We start from the raw sequence: 20,778 nt of genomic DNA, 5'->3' as shown, positions 1-20,778 counted from the left end.
GCCGAGAGCTCAAGTGGAGACTCCGTAGAACTGCGGCCGCTGTGGAAAAACCAGGCTCAAGGACCTGGAAGAGGCGCGGCAAGTTTTACCTCCAGAATGGAGATCATTGAGTTTCGTCGGCTTACCTCAAGCAGCTAAGGGTGCATGCGCATCTTCGATGGACCTGATATCTGCATGTGTGTGTCTACGAACCAGCGGCCGCAACCGCTCGTCTCCGTCCTGATGGTGGCCCAAAACACCGCCTCCTTCATTCACTCAGCCTTGCTTTCTGCACGCAGGCAGACAGTGGAGGATATCGAAATTCTGATTGTCGACGACGGATCGACGGACGGGACAGCCAGAATAGCCCAAGAGCACGCCATCGCAGACAGCAGGGTGCGGGTGCTCCCTGGACCCCGGCGAGGACTGGCCGCCGTCCGCAATGTCAGCCTCGCTGAGGCGCGGGGCCGCTTCGTGGCGATACTTGATAGCGACGATTTGCTGCAAGCCGATCATCTGGAGAGGTTACTGGCTTCTCAGCAGCGAAGCGGTGCAGAAATCTGCTCTTCCAACATGATCATGTTCAGTGATGATCAAGGCCTTCAGGTCCGTCTGTTCGCGTCTGGAAGGGAGTGGCGTAAGGCTCGCTATATCACGGTGGAGGAATTCGCCCGGGGCGGCATGATCGGGGGAAAGAATGTCTCTTTGGGCTATTTCAAGCCTCTCTTTGAGGTCGATTTTCTGCGTCGGAAATGCATAGCCTATGACCCACGCCTTCGTATCGGTGAAGACTTCGATCTTGTCATGCGGGCGATGCTGGCTGGTGCCCGGCTACATTTCACTCCAGAAGCAAGTTACTACTACCGACGCCATGATTTTTCGACCTCGTATCGACTAGCCGCCTCGGATCTTGAAGGCCTCGCTCAAGCTACCCGGGATTATTGTACAAGTGGTACAGCCTTGGACAATCTATTTGCAAGAAGGTTGCGCAATCTTGAAGGAGCACGGCGCCAGGTTCTGGCGCTGGAGGCCCTAAGGCGTCACCGTGTCTTGGAAGTCTTCAAACTGATTGCTCCTCATCCGGAAGCGATCAGGCTCCTGATGTCGAGCCTGCACGAAAGTATGCGCAAACGTACTGGCCTTCCCTCTAGACGAGAGCTCGAGCCGGTCGACGGCAAGCGCCGGAAAAGTCTATTCAATGCCCTCCAGCTACGGCAACTGGCCGAAGATCTTGCCGCGTCAAAGCGTAGTCCCGAGATTAGCTGATGAAGCGACCTTTGGTATTCCTATTTCCGAACAACCGCATGGACATCGGTGGCAATTCTGCTCAAATGCGCTTCATGGAAGCATGTGGCCATTCCCGTGCCGTTACAGCCGTACAGTACAGCGTCGATCGCCGCGGCAAGATCAACTCTCAGGATTTCGTCCGTTCCAATGGGAGTGAACCAATCTACGTCATTCACTGGGGGCCGGACGTACCGCAACTCTTGGCGGCGCTGAATGGCAAGGACGTCATCTACTTTGCGCACAGCACGGGCTGGCGTATGCGGCTTCCGTCCTACGTTCCCATCCTTTGCGTAAGTCGACACACAATGGCGTATTGGGGGCGTTACGCCCCGAACTCCTACATTGCCCATGTTCCGAACATAGTCGAAGTTAAAAAAGTTTCCACAGCATCGGCGCGGGATATCGATGTTCTGGTTCAGGTTCGTAAGTCGTCCCGTTATCTTCTTGAGCAATTGGTTCCGGCTCTTCAGGACCGTTGCCGTGTCACCGTGATCGACGGCTGGGTTGATGACCTGACAGCCTGGTTTCAGCGTTCCAAGGTTTATCTCTACGACTCACTTGAGCATTGGATTGACGTGGGCGCGACTGAAGGTTTCGGGCTCCCGCCTCTGGAAGCGCTTGCTAACGGCTGTATGGTGTTTTCCGGTGTTAACGATGCGCTCGCGGACTACCTCGACCCCGGCTTCAACTGCCGCAAACTTCGGGTGCATTCCCTTCAATGGGACGTCGCTGCGATACTAGACGCGATCCGAAACGGCGGCCCATGTTCGCCGGATAGTTTGTTTCACCCCTACACCACTCAACAAGTGACAGGCCGTCTTTCCATTCTCTTGTCGGAGATACAACGCTTCTTCGAAGTGGCAGGCCCAGCGGAAAGAGATATAGAAGACCTGTGGGAGGGGCGAAGACCGTCGGCCTTGCAGCGCTTGAAGGGTGCTGCCAAAGTTCTTTGTGGCGCGTCCCATCCGGTGCCTCGTTGAAAACCGCACGGTGTGGACTGTGGCCGTTCTGAGTCGCCGCTAATTTTTTAGGGGGGATGTGTGGGTGCGGTCCTCGCGCCTTGAGCGACGAGAAGAAGCTCGCGGCAACAGCGTTATCAATGTCGGAGTCAGATGCAAATGCTGGCGAGTTGGGCTGATGCGAGGAAGTTGTCGTTGCGCTTGTGGTATCAAGCGGCTAGACGTGCGGCGGTGGAGGCATGCCATGGTTCGGCCGACGCCCCATTTTCCGGCGATCCTGCGCGGCTTGGCGCGCGCCTCGGCGATGCCAGTTCTGTTCTCCCACTCTGAGCTGTCGGGCCTGTCGCTGTTCGTAGAACCGCATTATCACGGTATGATCGCGGCGGAGACGGCACTGGCGCATCTGCGCCATGCACATGACAGCCCGGCCGCGCCATGCCTCATAAAGCCGGAACAAGCGTTCACCTCCTAGCGGATCTTGCCGAGTGTTGGGGGCTGGACGACCTACCGCTCGTGGACGCGCGGCTGACGGTGCTGGACGTTCGGCTCCACCACTTCGGCCCCGGCAAGGGCACAGCCGGCGCCGCGCCGTTTGCGGAAAAATGGCTGCTCCCGAGAGCGCCTTGACGGTCATCTGCAGGCATTTTGGAGGGCGGGTGATTAGGGCCTCACTTGTGATTGGGGGTAGCATCAGGGAGGCAACAGTTTGTCGATGGTGACAGGCAGCTGCCGGACACGCTTGCCCGTCGCATGATAGATTGCGTTGGCGACGGCGGCGGCAGTGCCGACGATGCCGATCTCGCCCAGGCCCTTCACACCCAGCGGCGTAACCTCGGGATCAGGCTCGTCGACGAAGATGACGTCGATATCCTCGATATCGGCGTGCGCAGGCACGTGATATTCGGCATAGTTGTGGTTCATCCAGCGGCCCAGCGCTTTGTCCGCGAAGGTCTCCTCGTGCAACGCCATCCCGATCCCCATTACCACGCCGCCCAGGATCTGGCTGCGCGCCGTCTTGGGGTTGATGATACGGCCGGCTGCAACCGCGCTAACCACGCGAGTGACGCGGACCTGGTTGAGCTCTTCGTCGACCCGCACCTCGCAGAAGATCGCGCTGTGAGTGTTGCGCGATTTTTGTGCCATGGAGATCATGCCGCCGATTCCGGGGGAGGCGGTTTCCTCTACCTCGATCCGGTCGAGCCCGGCTGCGGTCATAACCTCGGTGATCGCTACGCGGCGTGAAGGATCGCTCTTCAGTGCCATGGCACCATCGGCGAACACGAGATCGTCGATCGATTTGGCGCCGTGGAGCGGCTTGTCCTCCATCTTCTCGGCCGCCTTCAGCAGCCGCTTCGCGACTGATTGGCAGGCGAGCTGCACCGCCGCGCCGGTCGACGCTGCTGCCCAGGATCCGCCCTCCACGGGAGCGGTTGGCAGATCGCTGTCGCCAAGTCGGGCCGTGATCTGTTCGGGCGCAAGCCCGAGCGTGTCAGCGGCGACCAGCGTCATCACCGTGTAGGTGCCCGTGCCGATGTCGGATGTGGCTGATGCTACTTCCAGCCTGCCGTCCGCGGTGAGCACCGCGCGGGCCGCCGTCTTGGAGAATTGCGCGTCCCACATGCCGGTCGCGACACCCCAGCCGATCAGCTCGCGTCCTTCCCGCATGGAGCGCGGCTGGGGGGAACGTTTTTCCCAGCCGAAGCGCTCGGCGCCTTCCCGATACGCTTCGCGCAGAGCCTTGGAGGTGAACGGCGTCTCGTTCATCGAGTCCACCTCCGAATAGTTGATGAGGCGGAATTCGAGCGGATCGACCTTGGCCTTGTACGCCATCTCGTCGATGGCGATTTCGAACAGGGTCATGCCGGTGGCGGCGCCCGGCGCGCGCATGTCTGCGGACGTGTAGGTATCGCGCGGGGCGATCGTGTACTCGCCCGAGGCGTTGGGGCAATCGTAATTCATCATGCCCCAGACGACGATGTCCTCCATGTTGTTCTCGAAGCGTGACGTGGAGGTCGTGGCATCGTTGATCATCGCGCTGAGCTTGCCGGTGTGCTCGGCGCCCAGCCTGATCGAATAGGTGCATTCCGGGCGGTGTACGTGAGTGAACATCTGCGCACGGGTCATCACCACACGCACCGAGCGCTCGAGGTGGATCGCGGCCATCACCGCGACCTGCACCTGCCACTGCGGCCTGAGACCCGATCCGAAGCCGCCGCCCACGTAGGCGTTGACCACGCGGACGTTCTTCTTGCCGAGCCCGAACGCGCTGGCGAGATAGGCCTGGTCGCCCTGCGAGCCTTGGATCTTGTCATAGACGGTGATGCTGCCGTCGCCGTGCCACTCGACGGTGGAGGCATGCATTTCCATCGGGTTGTGGTGCTCGGTGGCGAGATGATACTCGGCCTCAAGCTTGAGGGTGGCATTGGCAAAGGCAGTGTCGGGATCGCCGCGCTTCTTTGGCGGATGGTAGGTGTTGCGGCGCTTGAAATAGGACGGCGTGAATTTCTCGGCCAGCGAGGCGGTGAAATCGATGTTGTGCGGCTCCTCCTCGTAAGCCACCTCAACCAAGCTGGCGGCGAAGCGGGCGGCCTCGAACGTCTCGGCGATGACAACGGCGATTGGTTGCCCTGCGAACAGGATACGATCGTCGTGAAATGCCTTGAACGGTTCGCCGGGAATGCCGAGCTCGTCTTTCCAGCTGTGGTCGAGCCACGCCTGCTTCGGCCGGTTCAGGTGGCTGACGATGTCGACCACGCCCGGCACGGCGCGCGCGGCGTTCTCTTCGAGGTGCGTGATGCGCCCCTTGGCGATCCGAGCAGACACCGTCACGCCGTAAAGCAGGCCAGGGACATTGTACTCGGCAGCATATTTCGCCTTGCCCGTCACCTTCTCGGCGCCGTCGACGCGGGAAAGGGACGTGCCGATGCCGATCTTCGTGGTTGCGGTCATGGTATGGCTCCTCAGGCGATGCGCTTGTCGGTCTGGGACTGCGGCGTGCCGGCGGCAGCCTGTCCAAGCGCCCGCACGACAGCCCGACGGGCGAGCTCGATCTTGAAACTGTTCTGGCCTTGGCCGATGGCGCCTTCGGTGATGGCATGGGTCGCGGCCTGGAAGACGCGCTCGCCCGGCTGTTCGCCCTGCAGCAGGCTTTCAGCAGCCGGCACGCGCCACGGCTTGTGCGCCACGCCGCCTAAAGCGATGCGAGCCGCCTCGATCCGCCCGTCCTCGCCCAGGCGCAGGGCGACTGCGACCGAGACCAGTGCGAAGGCGTAGGAAAGACGGTCCCGGAGCTTGAGATAGGTGTAGTGCGTGGAGAAATTCTCCGCCGGCAGATCGATCGCGGTGACGAGCTCGCCGGAGCGCAGCGTGTTGTCGCGCCAGGGCTCGTCGCCGGGTAGCCGGTGGTAGTCGGAAAAGGCGATCGCGCGATCGCCGTCCGGCCCTGTCACTTGCACATGCGCCTCGAGGGCCGCGAGCGCCACGCACATATCCGACGGATGCGTCGCGATGCACTGGTCGCTCGCGCCGAGGATCGCGTGGATGCGATTGACCCCACCGATCGCGCCGCAGCCCTCACCTGGATTCCGCTTGTTACACGGCGTGTCGACGTCATAGAAATAGTAACAGCGGGTCCGCTGGTTGAGGTTGCCACCGTTGGTCGCGGCATTGCGCAGTTGCGGTGAGGCGCCGGCGAGGATCGCCGAGGCGAGCAGCGGGTAGCGTTGCTGGACACGCAGGTCATAGGCAGTGGCGGCATTGGTCACGAGTGCGCCAAGCCGAAGGCCGCCGTCCTCCCGGGCCTCGATGTCCGTGAGCGGGAGGCGATTGATGTCGACGACCTGCAGCGGCCGCGCCACGTTTTCCTTCATCAGATCGACAAGGTTCGTGCCCCCGGCAAGAAAGGCGGCGTGCTCGCCGCTGCCGGCGCGAACCGCCTCGCTTACATCTGCCGGCCGGGCATAGTCGAAGCGGATCATGGCTGCTTCCCCTGTTCGAGCACCTCAAGCACGGCGTCGGCGATGTTGGTATAAGCGCCGCAACGGCAGATATTGCCGCTCATCTGTTCACGCACGTCGGCGCGGTTACGGGCATGCCCCTCATTGATCAGTCCCTGTGCCGAGCAGATCTGTCCCGGCGTGCAATAGCCGCACTGGAACGCATCGTGTTCGATGAACGCCGCTTGGAGCGGATGGAGGTTCCCCGGCTGCCCCAGCCCCTCGATCGTCGTGACCTCCTGGCCCTCCAGCGTCACTGCGAGCTTCAGGCAGGCGTTAATCCGCCTGCCGTCTATTAGTACGGTGCAGGCGCCGCATTGGCCATGATCGCAACCCTTTTTCGTGCCGGTCAGGTCGAGCTTGTCGCGCAGAAGGTCGAGCAATGTGGTCCAGGGCTCCACCTGAAGCACCCGCTCCTCGCCGTTGACCGTGAGCCGCAGCGTGAGCGAGGCGATGGGCTCGGCGGCGACCCGGCGGCCGGAGGTGCGGTCGAGCGTGACGGCAGGGTTCATGCCGGTATCTCCTCAATGCTGACGGGGTTGGCTTCGGCGACACCGTTCTCGCGATGCCGAAATGCGCTGAGCGCCTGATAGACCTGGAGCCGCGCCCGCATCACCGATCCGAGTGGACGATGCGCAGCGAGGCTGTGCGCCGGCCGGAAGGTCATCACCTCGTCGAAATAGCGCACTCGCTCGGGCGAATAGGCCCGCTGGCGCGGCAGGCGGAGCGTGGCGACGGTGCGGTACTGGCTGTCCTGCGCCGGCCATTCGACGGAGGCATCCTCGATGGGTTGGGTTTCGGCATTGGCCCGGAGCTGCACCTTGAGGTCGAACAGCACGTCGTGCTGGTCGAAGAAGGCGACGGCCGCGTGTCGGAAGCCGTCCTCGTCTGCATGGGGATCGAGCTGCCAGTCGCGAAGCTGGTCCTGGTAGACCGACGAGGGAAAGGCCGCGACCTTGGCGATGTAATCGCCCCAGCGCATCGGCGCCTGGCTGAAATAGCTGTCGCCGAGCGGATGGCTGAACGGATGACCGAAGAAGTCGGCCACGGCGCTCGGCTTGCCGACGGTGTTCAGCACCTTGTTGAGGTTGCGGGCCAGGCTGGAGACTGCGCTCTTGGCCCTTTCCGGCAAGCCCGCCGACTTGCCGATCAGGCTTCCGTCCCTTAAAAAGCCCTTGGCCGTGCCGGACGGGAAGGTCGGCCCGGTCGCCAGCACGAAGTCCTGCGTGGGCGCATGATGCCCCGGCAGCTTCTCCCCCTCCACGCCGAAGACCTTGATCGCCATGCCGCGATGGGTCGAAACGCGGTCGCCGAGCGTCTCACCGGGGCCTTGCGCGAAGCGGACCGCGACCGGATAAGTGCCGGACCTGGCGAACAGCCCCTGGGCAAGCTCTTCCGGCAGATCATCGGGGATGACCAATTCGCCGGTCACGCAGGCCGTGCTCTTGGCGTGGCTGGCGCGGACCGCATGCTGCTCGCGCGTTTCGACCGTCTCGCTCTGCCGGGTCATGGCCTGAATGATATTGTCGATCGTGGCTTGCTCGTCGGCCTCCGGCTGCTCGACGCCGGGACTGTAGCGCAGATAGGTCATTGGCCGGAACCCGGCTCTGACAGGCCGCGATGAACCTGCGCGGCCACCTTGTCGGGCAGCGCGTCGGCGATTGCTCCCATCACCTTGTTCTTGAACGTGGGCACGACCTTGTCGTCGCCGGCCATCAAGGCATCGAACCCCGCCTTGGCGACGACGGCCGGATCGTCCTTGTTCGCCTGACCGGCGCGGGTGTCGTCCATGTCGGCTCGGTGGAAGAAGTTGGTCTCGGTCATGCTCGGCATCAGCACGGTGACGGTCACGCCGGTGTCCTTCAGTTCGTTACGCAGCGCTTCGCCGAACCAGCGCAGGAAGACCTTGGTGCCGCCATAGACCGCTTCAAAGGGGTCGGGCATGGTCGCGGAAATCGAAGAGGTGAAGAGGATCTTGCCGCTGTTGCGCGCGACCATGTCCTTGAGCACCAGCTTGGTCAGCTGCACCGCGCCGCGGACATTAAGATCGATCATCTGCAGTTCGGTCGCGAGATCGGTCTCGACGAAAGGTCCGCCAAGACCAATCCCGGCGTTGACGCACAAAGCATCGACCGGTCGCCCCGCGATGGCGCGGTAGAGCCCGTCCACGCCCTCCGCCTGGCCGAGGTCGGCGGCATAGGTGTCCACCTGCACGCCACCGGCACTCAGCGTCAGCGCCGCGTCGCGCAGGTGCTGCTCGTCCTGGGCAGCAATAAGGAGGTCGTAGCCGTGATCGGCGAATTGTCGGGCAAGCTCGAGCCCGATGCCGTTGGAGCCGCCGGTGATGACGGCGAAGGGGCGATGGATAGGGTCGGTCATGGGATGATCCTTGTCGTGCCGGTCAGCGAACGGGCGGGAAGGAGAAGAGCTGTGTCTTGATCGAGGGCGGCGCGCCTGGCGTGAACCATTGCGTATCCTGAATGTGGCTGGCGGTGACATACATCCGGCCATCCGGCCCTTCGCTGAAGGTGTCGGGCCAGCGCAGGCGACGATCAGTCAGCACGGTCTCGATCGCCGCGCCGTTCAGCCGCTTGATCGAGTAATCCGTGGGCGAGGTGAGATAGAGCACGCCCGTCCTGCTCATCCACAAGCCATCCGCGACATGCGTCTGCGCGACTGTCTTCACGGCTGCGGCGCGCTGGTTCTCCGGCACGTCCGGCCGCAGCAGGTCGGTATTGATCGAGTACAGCGTCTTTCCGGTCAGCGCCTGGTAGAAGAGCGTCTTACCGTCCTGCGAAATGGCGATGCCGTCGGATGCGAACATCGGCTGTCGGCCATCGGGGCGGCGCAGCGGCTTGCCATCCAGCACAACGTTGACAGTCTTGTCGACCTGCGTCGAGGGATGACCATCAAGCGTCCGCCAGCTCTTGCCGCTTTCCAGATCGACGACGATGATCGCGCCGCGCGTGCCGCTGTCGGTGATGTAACCGAGCTTCCCATCGGGCGAGAAGCGGATGTCGTTGAGATAGGTACCCTGTAGCGCGACATCCTCAGGCACGGGGATGATCTTGGCGACGGCATTGGTCTTCAGATCGATCTTCACAAGCTTCGGCGCGCCCGGCAGGATCTTCTCGTTTCCCGGCGCGCCGGGATCCAGCGCCCAGAGATTCCCGCGGCCATCGGCGACGACGGACTGGACGCAGACGAAATGGTCAGCGACTGACAATTCGTTCGCCCGCGCGTTGCGCCATTCGTTCCACTTGGCATCGGGATAGGGCCGCAGCGAGCCGTCCTTCATCACCTCCGCCACAGATATCGGCGCATCGTCAGTCCAGCGAGGGAAGTTGACGAAGCGCCGTCCGTCCGGCGTCACGGCAACTCCGGTGACCTGATGGTCGAACTGAGCCACCTGCGTGAGGGCCGATCCGGAACGCTGCGCGAGCGCGGCGGTACCTGCCAATGCGGCGACCGCCGTCACGGCGCCAATTCCGAGCAAAATGGGGTTTTTCCTCATGGATCCTCTCACATCATCAGGATGGGCTTGATCGTGGTGCCCGCATCGCTGTCGTCGATCGCCTGGTTGATCTCGGCGAAGGGATAGCGGCGGACGAGCCGCTCGAGCGGGAAACGGCCGTCTGCGTGAAGACGCATGAGCGCCAAGTGGAAGTCGGGCGTAGTGCCGCCGCCGCCCAGCACGCCCTTGATCGTCTTTCCGGTGGTAAGAACGCCGGTGTGGTTGAACGACACCGACGCGCTCGCCTTCGCGCCGCCGACCATCGCGCAGACACCGAGCTGGCCCAGGCTCTCAACCGCCTCGGACACGAGGTTGGAGCCGTCGGTCGCCTCGATTGCGTAGTCGAGCGCGCCGTCGGTGAGATCCCGCACGGCTTGTACCGTGTCGCGCCCATGTTCGATCACGTCGGTCGCGCCGAGTTCACGCGCCAGAGCGAGCCGGCTCTGTTCGGTGTCGATGGCGATGATGCGGGTCGCCGGGGAGAGCTTCGCCGCCATGATCGCCGCCAGCCCGACATTGCCTGCGCCGAACACCGCGATGGAGCTGTCCGGCCGAGGCTTCAACTCGTTGAACACCGTTCCCGCGCCGGTCGTGATCGAACAACCGAGCGGCCCCATCAGGTCGGCGTCGATGCCGTCCGGCACCTTCACCACCTGACGCGCGAGCGCGACGGTATGGGTAGCCCAGGAAGATTGCTGGAAGAACCGTCCGGCGAGCGGCGTGCCGTCCGCTTTCTGCATTGGCGAGGAGCCATCGAGTCGGTGGCCGGAGAACATCAGCGCCCCGCCATGTATGCAATAGCGCTGCTGGCCGCGCCGACAGCTCCTGCAGGTTCCGCAGAAAGGAAAGCCCATCATCACGCGATCGCCGACGCGAACATTGTCGACCAGCCTGCCAACCGCCTCGATGGTGCCAGCGCCCTCGTGGCCGAGCACGCCGGGTGTGGGATATGGCTCCTGCCCGTGCAGGCAGCCGCGGTCGGTGCCGCATACCCCGCAGCTGGTGACGCGCACCAGCACCTCGTCCTCGCGCGGTCCCTCGAGTTCGACCTCTTCGAGCGCGATCAAGCGGCGGGTTACGAGTCCGTCTGCCTTCTCCATCACGGCGGCAGTGATCTTCACGAGCATTCTCCCTCCAGAAGGGCGCGCAGATGGATCGCGGGCGCTTCACTCGTCTGCCGAGGGCAGGCAATAACCGGTGCCTTGGCGTGAACGCTGCGGACCGCGTGAACATAAGTCCTTCGACGTCGTCTCGGCGATCAGCGCAACGTGTCGATCAGATCACAGTGGACCTGCTCCTCATTTTTGATCGGCTTTTCGATAGTATCGCTATTGCGCACGATGGTGCTGGCATGAATTTCTCCCGAAAGGTGATGAACCCTGAAAAGGCTGCAAGCCGGCCCGTGGGTCACAAGCGGACAGTTCATAATGTTTGCAGGCGCAATGCTGTTCCCGCGGCGTCTGATGATTGATGCAAATCACCTCGACAGCGTTTTGGACCTCGACCGGGTGAGCTAAATTCTTAGAAGCCGGTCGTCCTCCTGGGGCATGACCTAAGGGTTCTCACACCAGCAATGGTTGCACGTTCCCGCAGGCTTACGCTTGTCAAAGATTTCATGCAGATTAGAGAAGCGGACAGTCGAACGGCAGCTTCTGTCGATATCTGACATTCGATGGTAGCCTGACCGGCATCGCAGAATGATAGAAGGCGGATCGGGAGCCGATTGGCAGGTTTTCGGCTGGAGTGTCGAAGTAGCCGATCGTTCAGCCAGCTTGTAAAGACGAAAACCACTCAATGGCCGGTGGAGCGGCCGCTGCCTTCGCGCAGGGATAAGATCTGGACGATGGACTCTGTGTCCGGTGCCCTGTTCGACAGCAAGCGATTCCGCGCCCTGACGTCGATGCATATACGCGCCAGTGCCTGGCGATCCGCATTGCTCAGGGGGTCAAAGGCGAACAGGTGGTTGATGTCGTGGATTGGCTCGGAAGTCGACGGACAATGCTTATGTGAAAGCTTCAACGGACGGCCGCGCGATGAATGCCTGAACACGCACTGGTTCTTGTCTTCAGACGACGCCAGGAGCAAGATCAAGGCGTGGCGGACGGACTTCAACAAGGCCCGACTTCACACATCTCCAGGGTCATGACACCGGCCGAACTTGCTTCATGGCCGGAAGTCCACTTCCGGCCGGTGACAATTACGGGGCAAGGTCGCCAGACGAGCGTCCTACTGATCCATGTGATCCAGTAGCGTCAATGATCACGTAAGGGGCACGGTTCGGCTGCAATCAATCTGTCTGAGCTCCTTCCGAGGGAACTGAGCCGCTCGAGAGCCGCTTCTTCGCAGAGCGTCCAAGGAGTATCCTGGCCATGAGCGATGCAGCCTGCAAAGCGGTAGAATCTCCTCTTCCGGAGCAGCAACATCGGATTGTGGGCCAAGGCGCGATTCAGAACTTCACCGGCGGCTTGGCGCAGCTGCTCGGCGTGAAGAAGATCCGCGTCAACTGTGGCGCCCCCCGGCTGGTCTGGACCCCGCTGCTTCCGCCCACCCTGTCGCCAGACCAGGTGGAGGAGTTCGGAAAGAACGCGCCGTTCGGGCGGCCAGGGCAGCTCAAGGAGCCTGCGGCGGCAAAGCCGCTCATCTAGGAGATTGCCATGTCCATTCACAAAATGATCTCTCTTCATCCCGATGTGGGCGACGACTTCAACGAAGCGCTCGCGACTGCGGCGCGTCACGCAATGTTATGCGCGGAGATGTGCACCTCCTGTGCCGACGCTTGCGTTGCCGAGAAGATGGACATGGCACAGTGCATCCGCTCATGCCTCGATTGCGCAGATGTGTGTGCGGCGACGGGTCGGCTAGCGATCCGGCGCACCGCGCAAAATGTCGAGATGTTGCGGCTGATGCTCGAGACTTGCGCCAGGGCATGCGAACTGTGCGCGGAAGAATGCGGACGCCACGAGCACGAGCATTGCCGGCTCTGCGCTGAGATGTGCCGCGAATGCGCCAGCGATTGCCGGAAGGCTCTTCCCACCGTGCAGTGACAGAACAAAGGAGACGACTTGCGGCCATTGTCTCCTTGCTTGAAGGTCTGAATGATGCCTGTGATAGGATGGAAACTGAAGCCCGATGAGCGGGCGCAGTTGCTCGACCAATTTCCGCCGAACTGGCCTGACGTAATCGCCGATCATGTCACGCTCAAGGCACATGCTTCGTCCAAAGAGCCGCTGCCCCTGCAGAAGGCTGCCGAAATCGTCGGGAGCGTCGACGACGGCGAAGGCCTGCAGGCGTTGATCGTCTCAATCGGGGGCAGCACGGACCGGCCCGATGGCAGCACCTACCACATCACCTGGTCGCTTGACCGAAGCCGCGGCCGCAAGGCTGTTCAAAGCAATGACGTGATCGCTGACCGGGGTTGGGAGCCATTGCCTGTGCCGATCCAGGTCGAAATCGAGCCGGCAAGGTTCTAGCCGATGCAGCTCTATCTCGACTGCGACGGCGTACTGGCCGACTTCGATCACGGCGCAACCGAGCTGCTCGGCATGCCGCCGCGTGTGTTCGAGAAACGGCGTGGCCTCCCGGCCTTTTGGCGGGAGATCGCCCGCCATCCTGACTTCTACGGTACTCTGCCGCTGATGGATGACGCGATGGTCCTGTTCGAGGCGGTGCGGCACCTCGATCCCATCATTTTGACTGGCCTGCCGCGAGGCCAATGGGCCGCCCCGCAGAAGGTGCGCTGGGCGGCCGAGCATTTTCCGGGCACCCGCATCCTGACGGTAATGGCGGTCGACAAGCGCAACCACTGCCAGTCCGGCGACATCCTGGTCGACGATCAACTGAAGCACGCCCATCTCTGGCAGGGCGCTGGCGGCACTTTCGTTCATCACCGCAGCGCCGAGCAGACCCTCTTCGAACTGAGCGCGCTCGGCGTGCCGGCGAGGGTTCCACCGGAGGAGGCGACCCATGGCTGATTTTGCGGAACAGTGGGCCGGGAGGTCGAAGTCCAGCTTGCCCGGCGCGGCAGGGCGATCATGTCGGTCATACCTGCTCGTTCCCGGATCCAAGGTGGCACTTTGCGCGGCGTCGATCGCTTCTAGGCAGCACCCGGCAAATCCGTTGTCCGGACGCCTGGACGGATCTCCGAAGCTTTCGCGAATTGATCTACCTGGATCAGCCCCGGGCACCGCCTTGCCACTGACGCGTTGCCTTTAAGGAGAGGAGAAGCCAAGATGCCTGCCAAATCCGCCGCGCAACAGAAGGCCGCCGGCGCCGCGCTCAGCGCGAAGCGTGGCGATCAACCCAAGGCGAAGCTCAAGGGCGCGTCCAAGAGCATGGAGAAATCCATGAGCGAGAAGCAGCTCGAGGAGCTTGCTCACACCAAGCGCAAGGACAAGCCGGAGCACAAGTCGAAGAGTTAGCGTCGTGACCGACTATCAGGAGACGCGACGACGGATGGTCGACGTCCAGATCGCCCGACGCGGCGTACGCGACGCCGCGTTGCTCGATGCAATGCGCACGGTGCCGCGAGAGCGGTTTGTGCCCGACGGCCTCGCAGAGTTCGCGTATGAGGATGGCCCGCTGCCGATCGAGGCGGGGCAGACCATCTCCCAACCCTATATCGTTGCTGCCATGGTCGAGGCTGCCGAGATCGAACCGGGAAGCCATGTGCTTGAGGTCGGCGCCGGGTCCGGTTACGCGGCAGCGGTGCTGGGGCAGGTGGCCGGTCGTGTCGTCGCAATTGAGCGGCACCGAGAGTTGGCGCGATCTGCGTGTGCGCGGATGTCCGATCTCGGCTACGACAATGTCGATGTGCGCGAGGGGGACGGAACGCTCGGGCTGCCGGAAGAGGCACCGTTCGACGCGATTCTCGTCGCGGCCGGCGGATTGGAAGTGCCGGACGCGCTTCAGCGGCAGCTTAAGATCGGCGGGCGGCTTGTCATGCCGGTCGGAGGGCCGGACGTTCAGACGCTTTGCAAGGTGACGCGCGTGGCGAAAGATCGCTTTGAGCAGGAGAGCCTCGGTGCGGTCAAATTCGTGCCGCTGATAGGCGCGCAGGGTTGGCCCGAAGACGGCCGCCGCGCGGCGAGCGACCACCGTCCCGGCGCATCGCGCAAGCTCACGTTGCCGGAGATGATCGGCGAGGCGGCGGAGCCTCTGCCCGACTTCGACGATCCTGCCTTCGGTCGCCTGTTCGACCGCTACGCCGATCGGCGCGTCGTGCTGCTTGGTGAGGCGAGTCACGGGACGAGCGAGTTCTACCGGGCGCGCGCGGCGATCACCCGCCATCTCGTCGCGCATCATGGCTTTACCATCGTGGCGGTTGAAGCGGACTGGCCCGATGCGGCGACGGTGGACCGCTATGTCCGCCACCGCGAGCCGCGCGCGGGCGCCGAGAAGCCGTTCGAGCGCTTTCCGACCTGGATGTGGCGCAACACCGATGTTCAGGCACTGATCCACTGGATGCGCGAGCACAACGCGGGCGTCGCCGAAATGAGCCGCCGCGTCGGCTTCTACGGGCTCGACATCTACAACATGTCGGCGTCGATTGGTGCCGTGCTCGACTATCTCGACCGGGTCGATCCGGAAGCGGCAAAGGTCGCCCGTGAGCGCTACGGCTGTCTGACCCCGTGGCAAAAGAACCCCGCCACTTACGGCCGCTCCGCGCTGAACCGAGGCTATGCCGAGTGCGAGCAAGCGGTGATCGAGCAATGCCAGGCGCTGCTTCAGAAGCGGCTCGAATATGCAGAGCGCGACGGTGAGGCCTTCCTCGACGCGGCGCAGAACGCCCGGCTGATCGCGTCGGCCGAGCGCTATTACCGAATCATGTATTACGGCGGCGCGGAGAGCTGGAATCTGCGCGATACGCACATGTTCGAGACCCTTCAGCATCTGCTTGACGCTATGGGACCAAACGCCAAAGCGATTGTCTGGGCGCACAACAGCCACATCGGCGATGCGCGCGCGACAGACATGGGGCAAACCCGCGACGAACTGAATATCGGCCAGCTCTGCCGCGAGACGTTCGGCGACCAAGCGGGCCTGATCGGATTTGGTACCCACACCGGGACGGTCGCGGCCGCCACCGATTGGGATGGCGACATGGAAGTGAAGCGCGTCAATCCGTCACGGCGCGACAGCTATGAGCGACTTTGCCACGACAGCGGCGTCGCGCACTTCCTGCTCGATCTTGGGCCGGGCAAGCACGAAGCGCTGCGTCGCGCACTGATGGAGCCGCGGCTGGAGCGGTTCATCGGCGTGATTTATCGTCCAGAAACAGAGCGCTGGAGCCACTACAGCGAAGCGATCCTGCCTGAGCAGCTCGATGCCTACGTGTGGTTCGACGAGACTGAGGCAGTGACGCCACTCGGCCCGGAGCATCACCGCGGTGTGCCCGAGACCTATCCCTTCGGGCAATGAGCGTGCCGGAACTCACGGCAGGAGACTGGTACGCGATTGCCGCATGCCTCGGATTTGCTGAGTTTCGAACGCGAGTGCCGGGGGGCATCATGCGGGGCTGAGCACGCACGCGCTGGTTGCCCTAAGTTCAGCCGCCAGTACAATCTCGGCCTTGTTGATCGCGCAAGACCACGCGTTCGAGCGCAATGCCGCCATTACGGCCGGCCCCGTCCAGATCGCCTGCTCGTGCTTGCATCCGGTATTGCGCTGTTCGTGCTTTCCGTCGCAAGCTTGGGCGAACACCTTAGTCGAAATCGTTCACCGCGAGGCGAGGCATCAGGAGAGATCGGATTGCCCAAACGGGCGCGGCGTCCCAGACGATCCTCGTTGAGAGACTGCCGAGTCGGCTGAACGCCTGCCGTCGAACGCGAGGGCCCGGCCCTTTGCGCCGTCGGCGCGGCACCCGGCCTACCCGGAAGCACCGGAAACCTGGTGTTCGGGTAGATTGCACCTTTTAAAACAAAAAACAGACATGACTGATTGTAATTATTCTTTCGCTTGGTAAGCTGCCCTCAAATACAGTTCGCAGGCTCAGGGTGCTCCGGCACTGAGGGCGGAAGAGAACACAGGGCATGGGAGAGCGGGAATGGGCAAAGAGCCAATCCTGACGATGGGAGAGATGGTGCGTTCCTCGGCCGCCAGGTTCAAGGAGCGCGATGCTATCGTGCTGCCTGATCGGCGATTGAGCTATGACGGGTTGAACGAAATTGCGAGGAATTGGGCTCGGTCGCTTATTGCCATGGGGGTAAAGCCCGGAGACAACGTCGGTCTGCTGCTTCCGACCTGCGTGGATTTCATAACCGCGTTCTACGGTATCACTATGACAGGCGCGGTGGCCGTACCCGTCAACGCGCGCTATCAGGCGAACGAACTCGGCTTCGTTGCAGCCGATGCCGATCTCGTGACGATCATCACTATCGGCAAGGTCGCGGATGATCTTGATTTCAGTGCACGCCTCGAAGCGGCACTGCCCTCGCTGAAGCAGGCGTCGGACCCCTGGGCACTCTCCTTGCCCGAGGCTCCCCGCCTGCGCAGCATCGTCTGCCTGGACGATCGCTGCGCGCCTTATCTCGTCCCGGCCAAAGCGGCGCTGGCCGCTGGTCTCAGCGTCGCGAACGAAGATGTGGACGCACGGATCGATGCGGTGTCGCCGCAGGATACGGCGATGATCCTCTATACGTCCGGCACCACTGCAAACCCGAAGGGCGCGATGATCAGCCACCGTGCCCAGGTGGCGAACAGCCGGAACCTGGGTGTACGGTACCAGTGTACTGGCGAGGACAAGGTGTGGTCGCCGCTGCCGATTTTCCACATCGCGGGCATCCTGCCGATGACTATGATACTTGATCTTGGCGGGGTCTACATGACGATCCCGCGCTTCGATGCCGGCGTTGGGCTGGAGATGCTCGGCCGCGAGGGGGCGACGATCGCCTATCCTAGCTTCGTTACGATCATGCAGGATCTCATCACGCATCCGACCTTCAAGGACACTGACCTTTCCAGACTGCGTGTGATGAATTCCAACTTTGCGGTTCAGCCTGAGTGGATCAAGCTCGCCGTGGCCGAGGCCATGCCGCACACCATTCAGGTCGGTACCTATGGGCTGACGGAGGGCGCGGGCACCGTGTCGACCAGCCGACTCTCGGACAGCTATGAAGTCCGCACCGGTCGCTGCGGTGTCCCGCTCGACGAATGGCAGATCCGCATCGTCGATCCTGAAACCGGTGAGGACTGCGCGCCGGGCCAGCAGGGTGAGATCGTGCTGGGTGGGCCCAATATTCTCAAGGGCTATTACAACGCTCCGGACAAGACGGCCGAAGCCATCCGTGACGGCTGGTTCTTCTCTGGCGACATCGGCTCCATCGACATCGACGGCAATGTCATGTTCCACGGGCGAACCAAGGATATGCTCAAGGTCGGTGGCGAAAACGTGGCCGCCGCCGAAATAGAGGCCATGCTGCAGACCCATACGGCGGTAAAGCTTGCGCAGGTCGTGAGCTTGCCGGACGATCGTTACTGCGAAGTGCCTGCGGCCTTTGTCGAACTGAATGAGGGTGAAAGCGCCACCGAGCAGGATCTCATCCATCATTGCCGCGGCCGGATCGCCAGCTTCAAGATTCCGCGTCACGTGCGCTTTGTCACCGCATGGCCTATGTCGACGTCAAAGATTCAGAAATTCAGACTGCGTCAGGAGTTGATGGCAGAACTTGAGTCTGTCTCGAAGCTTGAGAAGACGTAATGACACCCGAGCGGCGGTTTACCGCGTTTGTCCGCCGGGGCCGGGCTGCGGGAGGGCTCGGCTGCGGCGGAGCGGGCAAGCGGCTTCAAACCTCCGAAGAAAAAAGGCAGTCGTGCTTGTCTTTTTTGTTGCATCTTCGGGAAGTTGAGGCGTACAGTCCCTTCAAGACCTAAGGCCGCCCACAAGTCGGCAGCGGCGTGTAGCAAGGAATACGGGAATGGATCTGGGACTGGCGGGCAAGAAGGCGATACTGGTCGGCGCAGCGCGCGGCATCGGCTATTCGGTTGCTGAAGTTCTGGCGCGGGAAGGATGCGATATCGCGCTCACCGCGCGCAGCGAGGACAGCGTCAAGGACGCGGTTGCGGAACTGTCCAAGTATGGAACCCGTATCGTTGGCAAACCGATCAACGCCAAGTCCGCCGAGGACTACAAAGCGTGGATCCAGTGGGCCATCGACGAACTTGACGGCGTTGACATACTGGTTCCCTTCACCTCCGCCGGCAGCGGCATGGGCAGCGAAAAGTACTGGTACAACGCGTTCGAGACGGACGTGATGGGCGCGGTCCGTGCCGTCGAAGGCGTGGTGGAACGGATGACCGAGCAGCAACGCGGCTCGATCGTCCTCATCGCCACCACCTCCGTCCTGGAAGCGATGGGCGGTCCGCAGCCCTACAACGCGATGAAAGCCAGCCTTGTAACCTGGGGCAAGCAACTGGCGCTGTGGCACGGCAAGAACGGAATCCGCGTCAACGTCGTCTCCCCCGGGCCCATCGAATTCGAGGGCGGCAACTGGGACATGATCAAGGGCACGATGGAGAAGTTCTACAACTCTCAGTTGCGCCAGCAGCCCATGGGGCGCCTCGGCAGGCCGGAAGAGGTGGCGAAGGCCATCGCCTTCCTCGCCAGTGATGCAGCCAGCTGGTGCAACGGCTCGCACCTCGTCGTGGACGGGGGTTTCACCAACAGGACGCACTTCTGATGAAACCGCATGTCATGGGCTGGGACCGGGCGTCGATGGACGTCAAGCGCGTCGTCGACGTGTTCCGCGTCGATCCCGAGTCCGTTGGCAACGGCACCCCGGTAGAGCGTGCGCCGGATCCCGCGCTGGGCACCGATCTCATTCCGGCGGCACGGTACTACTCCCCCGAGTTCATGAAGCTGGAGTGGGAGCGGGTCTGGACGAAGGTCTGGCTGCTTGGCGGCCGGAGCGACGACATCAAGGAACCGGGCGACTACATCTGCACTGACATCGGCAAGGAATCGGTGCTGATCGTGCGGCAGGCTGACGGATCGATCCGTGCTTTTCCGAACCTGTGCCTTCATCGCGGTAACCGCCTGCGCCCGGAAGGACTGGGCAACGCGGAGAAGTTCCAGTGCATGTACCATCACTGGACTTACGGCCTAGACGGCAGGCTGGACCACATCCCGGACCTGTGCACCTTCCCCCAGGGCGGGCCCCCGGGAATGGCGCTGACGGCGCTGCCCTGTGTCGAATGGAACAGCTTTGTCTGGTACTCGCTGGATCCCGGCGTCGAACCGTTCGAGGACTTCATCGACCCTCTGAAGCAGCACCTTGAGCCCTATCACCCCGAGCGGATGGCGTGGAAGCGCGACATCACCGTTGAATGGGATTGCAACTGGAAGGCTTCGGTCGACGCCTTCAGCGAGACCTATCATGTCCAGGGCATCCATCCGCAGCTGAAGTGGTACCTTGATGACGTTAACGTTCAGATCGACTGCTACGATAAGCACAACCGATACCTGATCCCCTTCGCGGCGATCTCCCCGCGCGTCGCCATGCCAAGCCAGATCCCGCCGGCGATCCACGAGATCATGGTGAACGCCGGCATGGATCCCGCCGAGTACGAAGGCCGTGTTTCGGACATTCGCCGCGATGTTCAGTTGTTCAAGCGCGAACACGGACCTGCGCAGGGGAAAGACTACTCGGAACTGAATGATGAACAGCTGACAGATGACTATCATTACACGATTTTTCCGAATGTGTCGGTGAACGTGCATGCGGACGATGTCATGCTGTTCCGCCAGCGTCCGCACGCCACCGATCCGAACAGGATGTACTACGACATCTGGATGTTCGAGCTGGTCCCGCAGGGCGAGGAGTGGCCGGAGCGGGTACGTCACCAAAGATTCAGGCACGGCGACAAGACCATCGGCCAAGTGCTTGATCAGGATGCATTTAATCTGCCTCTTGTACAGAAAGGTATGCAGTCCGACTATTTCCCCGGCCTCTGGATCGGGGACCAGGAACTGCGCATCCGGCACTTCCACAAGGTTCTGGACGACTACATCTACGGCGACGGCAAGCAGCCGGGCGACCTGTAAAACGAT

General features: G+C 62.4%; 19 protein-coding genes and 1 pseudogene. 13 read left to right on the top strand and 7 right to left on the bottom strand.

Annotated features, from left to right (window positions below; translation table 11 throughout):
- The first annotated feature begins 144 nt into the window (after positions 1-144).
- The 3 genes from QOL62_RS11740 (at position 145) to QOL62_RS11730 (ending at position 2,697) form a co-directional block, all read left to right on the top strand.
- The gene (locus QOL62_RS11740) at positions 145-1,245 is read left to right on the top strand and encodes a glycosyltransferase family 2 protein (RefSeq protein ID WP_283406376.1); all 1,101 of its coding nucleotides are present in this window, start codon (positions 145-147) and stop codon (positions 1,243-1,245) included.
- Positions 1,245-2,246, top strand: coding sequence for a glycosyltransferase family 4 protein (locus tag QOL62_RS11735; protein ID WP_283406375.1), 1,002 nt, complete (start codon positions 1,245-1,247; stop codon positions 2,244-2,246). Before QOL62_RS11740 ends, QOL62_RS11735 begins: the two co-directional genes overlap by 1 nt.
- A gap of 223 nt (positions 2,247-2,469) precedes the next feature.
- Positions 2,470-2,697: a hypothetical protein gene (locus QOL62_RS11730; RefSeq protein WP_283406374.1), complete on the top strand. Its 228-nt coding sequence runs from the start codon at positions 2,470-2,472 to the stop codon at positions 2,695-2,697.
- A gap of 218 nt (positions 2,698-2,915) precedes the next feature.
- On the opposite strand, the gene QOL62_RS11725 is transcribed toward QOL62_RS11730, so the two are convergent.
- From QOL62_RS11725 to QOL62_RS11695, 7 genes are all read right to left on the bottom strand, one after another.
- Positions 2,916-5,174, bottom strand: coding sequence for a xanthine dehydrogenase family protein molybdopterin-binding subunit (locus tag QOL62_RS11725; RefSeq protein WP_283406373.1), 2,259 nt, complete (start codon positions 5,172-5,174; stop codon positions 2,916-2,918).
- An 11-nt stretch (positions 5,175-5,185) separates the two neighbouring features.
- A complete protein-coding gene (locus QOL62_RS11720; RefSeq protein WP_283406372.1) occupies positions 5,186-6,202 on the bottom strand; it encodes an FAD binding domain-containing protein in 1,017 nt (338 codons plus the stop codon).
- Complete coding sequence (locus QOL62_RS11715; protein ID WP_103727860.1) at positions 6,199-6,732, bottom strand: (2Fe-2S)-binding protein; 534 nt, start codon at positions 6,730-6,732, stop codon at positions 6,199-6,201. Before QOL62_RS11715 ends, QOL62_RS11720 begins: the two co-directional genes overlap by 4 nt.
- A complete protein-coding gene (locus tag QOL62_RS11710) occupies positions 6,729-7,811 on the bottom strand; it encodes a catalase family protein (RefSeq protein WP_283406371.1) in 1,083 nt (360 codons plus the stop codon). Before QOL62_RS11710 ends, QOL62_RS11715 begins: the two co-directional genes overlap by 4 nt.
- The gene (locus QOL62_RS11705; RefSeq protein WP_283406370.1) at positions 7,808-8,599 is read right to left on the bottom strand and encodes an SDR family NAD(P)-dependent oxidoreductase; all 792 of its coding nucleotides are present in this window, start codon (positions 8,597-8,599) and stop codon (positions 7,808-7,810) included. The genes QOL62_RS11710 and QOL62_RS11705 overlap by 4 nt, the downstream gene beginning before the upstream one ends.
- A 22-nt stretch (positions 8,600-8,621) precedes the next feature.
- Positions 8,622-9,680: an L-dopachrome tautomerase-related protein gene (locus QOL62_RS11700; protein ID WP_283406369.1), complete on the bottom strand. Its 1,059-nt coding sequence runs from the start codon at positions 9,678-9,680 to the stop codon at positions 8,622-8,624.
- A gap of 62 nt (positions 9,681-9,742) precedes the next feature.
- Positions 9,743-10,861 carry an NAD(P)-dependent alcohol dehydrogenase gene (locus tag QOL62_RS11695; protein WP_283406368.1) on the bottom strand — a complete coding sequence of 373 codons (1,119 nt, stop codon included), beginning with the start codon at positions 10,859-10,861 and terminating at the stop codon, positions 9,743-9,745.
- 680 nt (positions 10,862-11,541) lie between these two features.
- On the opposite strand from QOL62_RS11695, the pseudogene QOL62_RS19900 reads away from it, so the two are divergent.
- The 10 genes and pseudogenes from QOL62_RS19900 to QOL62_RS11645 form a co-directional block, all read left to right on the top strand.
- Positions 11,542-11,880: pseudogene (locus tag QOL62_RS19900) on the top strand (integrase core domain-containing protein); the annotation flags it as partial.
- Between the two features lie 223 nt (positions 11,881-12,103).
- Positions 12,104-12,379 carry a Rossmann-fold NAD(P)-binding domain-containing protein gene (locus QOL62_RS11685; protein WP_283406367.1) on the top strand — a complete coding sequence of 92 codons (276 nt, stop codon included), beginning with the start codon at positions 12,104-12,106 and terminating at the stop codon, positions 12,377-12,379.
- 9 nt (positions 12,380-12,388) lie between these two features.
- Positions 12,389-12,778: a four-helix bundle copper-binding protein gene (locus QOL62_RS11680; RefSeq protein WP_283406366.1), complete on the top strand. Its 390-nt coding sequence runs from the start codon at positions 12,389-12,391 to the stop codon at positions 12,776-12,778.
- A gap of 51 nt (positions 12,779-12,829) precedes the next feature.
- Positions 12,830-13,204 carry a hypothetical protein gene (locus tag QOL62_RS11675; protein WP_283406365.1) on the top strand — a complete coding sequence of 125 codons (375 nt, stop codon included), beginning with the start codon at positions 12,830-12,832 and terminating at the stop codon, positions 13,202-13,204.
- A gap of 3 nt (positions 13,205-13,207) precedes the next feature.
- Positions 13,208-13,705: an HAD family hydrolase gene (locus tag QOL62_RS11670; protein ID WP_283406364.1), complete on the top strand. Its 498-nt coding sequence runs from the start codon at positions 13,208-13,210 to the stop codon at positions 13,703-13,705.
- A 258-nt stretch (positions 13,706-13,963) separates the two neighbouring features.
- On the top strand, positions 13,964-14,152 hold the full coding sequence (locus QOL62_RS11665; RefSeq protein WP_103727853.1) for a DUF3008 family protein: 189 nt from the start codon (positions 13,964-13,966) through the stop codon (positions 14,150-14,152).
- A 4-nt stretch (positions 14,153-14,156) separates the two neighbouring features.
- A complete protein-coding gene (locus QOL62_RS11660; protein WP_283406363.1) occupies positions 14,157-16,151 on the top strand; it encodes a protein-L-isoaspartate(D-aspartate) O-methyltransferase in 1,995 nt (664 codons plus the stop codon).
- A 625-nt stretch (positions 16,152-16,776) separates the two neighbouring features.
- The gene (locus tag QOL62_RS11655; RefSeq protein WP_283406362.1) at positions 16,777-18,429 is read left to right on the top strand and encodes a class I adenylate-forming enzyme family protein; all 1,653 of its coding nucleotides are present in this window, start codon (positions 16,777-16,779) and stop codon (positions 18,427-18,429) included.
- 217 nt (positions 18,430-18,646) lie between these two features.
- Positions 18,647-19,408 (top strand): SDR family NAD(P)-dependent oxidoreductase, encoded by a 762-nt coding sequence (locus QOL62_RS11650; RefSeq protein ID WP_283406361.1) that lies wholly within the window; start codon positions 18,647-18,649, stop codon positions 19,406-19,408.
- Entirely contained in the window at positions 19,408-20,772 is a 1,365-nt protein-coding gene (locus tag QOL62_RS11645; protein WP_283406360.1) for an aromatic ring-hydroxylating oxygenase subunit alpha, read from the top strand. Before QOL62_RS11650 ends, QOL62_RS11645 begins: the two co-directional genes overlap by 1 nt.
- Positions 20,773-20,778: the final 6 nt, after the last annotated feature.

It is taken from the genome of Novosphingobium panipatense (assembly GCF_900182875.1).
Lineage (GTDB): Bacteria > Pseudomonadota > Alphaproteobacteria > Sphingomonadales > Sphingomonadaceae > Novosphingobium > Novosphingobium panipatense.
The sequence above is the reverse complement of the archived record's forward strand: the minus strand, read 5'-3'. Positions and strand labels throughout refer to the sequence as shown.

Excerpts from the sequence above, each read along its gene's own strand:
- QOL62_RS11740 (WP_283406376.1), top strand. The coding sequence starts at position 145 with ATGCGCATCTTCGATGGACCTGATATCTGCATGTGTGTGTCTACGAAC.
- QOL62_RS11735 (WP_283406375.1), top strand. The coding sequence starts at position 1,245 with ATGAAGCGACCTTTGGTATTCCTATTTCCGAACAACCGCATGGACATC.
- QOL62_RS11730 (WP_283406374.1), top strand. The coding sequence starts at position 2,470 with ATGGTTCGGCCGACGCCCCATTTTCCGGCGATCCTGCGCGGCTTGGCG.
- QOL62_RS11725 (WP_283406373.1), bottom strand. The coding sequence starts at position 5,174 with ATGACCGCAACCACGAAGATCGGCATCGGCACGTCCCTTTCCCGCGTC.
- QOL62_RS11720 (WP_283406372.1), bottom strand. The coding sequence starts at position 6,202 with ATGATCCGCTTCGACTATGCCCGGCCGGCAGATGTAAGCGAGGCGGTT.
- QOL62_RS11715 (WP_103727860.1), bottom strand. The coding sequence starts at position 6,732 with ATGAACCCTGCCGTCACGCTCGACCGCACCTCCGGCCGCCGGGTCGCC.
- QOL62_RS11710 (WP_283406371.1), bottom strand. The coding sequence starts at position 7,811 with ATGACCTATCTGCGCTACAGTCCCGGCGTCGAGCAGCCGGAGGCCGAC.
- QOL62_RS11705 (WP_283406370.1), bottom strand. The coding sequence starts at position 8,599 with ATGACCGACCCTATCCATCGCCCCTTCGCCGTCATCACCGGCGGCTCC.
- QOL62_RS11695 (WP_283406368.1), bottom strand. The coding sequence starts at position 10,861 with ATGCTCGTGAAGATCACTGCCGCCGTGATGGAGAAGGCAGACGGACTC.
- QOL62_RS11685 (WP_283406367.1), top strand. The coding sequence starts at position 12,104 with ATGAGCGATGCAGCCTGCAAAGCGGTAGAATCTCCTCTTCCGGAGCAG.
- QOL62_RS11680 (WP_283406366.1), top strand. The coding sequence starts at position 12,389 with ATGTCCATTCACAAAATGATCTCTCTTCATCCCGATGTGGGCGACGAC.
- QOL62_RS11675 (WP_283406365.1), top strand. The coding sequence starts at position 12,830 with ATGATGCCTGTGATAGGATGGAAACTGAAGCCCGATGAGCGGGCGCAG.
- QOL62_RS11670 (WP_283406364.1), top strand. The coding sequence starts at position 13,208 with ATGCAGCTCTATCTCGACTGCGACGGCGTACTGGCCGACTTCGATCAC.
- QOL62_RS11665 (WP_103727853.1), top strand. The coding sequence starts at position 13,964 with ATGCCTGCCAAATCCGCCGCGCAACAGAAGGCCGCCGGCGCCGCGCTC.
- QOL62_RS11655 (WP_283406362.1), top strand. The coding sequence starts at position 16,777 with ATGGGCAAAGAGCCAATCCTGACGATGGGAGAGATGGTGCGTTCCTCG.
- QOL62_RS11650 (WP_283406361.1), top strand. The coding sequence starts at position 18,647 with ATGGATCTGGGACTGGCGGGCAAGAAGGCGATACTGGTCGGCGCAGCG.
- QOL62_RS11645 (WP_283406360.1), top strand. The coding sequence starts at position 19,408 with ATGAAACCGCATGTCATGGGCTGGGACCGGGCGTCGATGGACGTCAAG.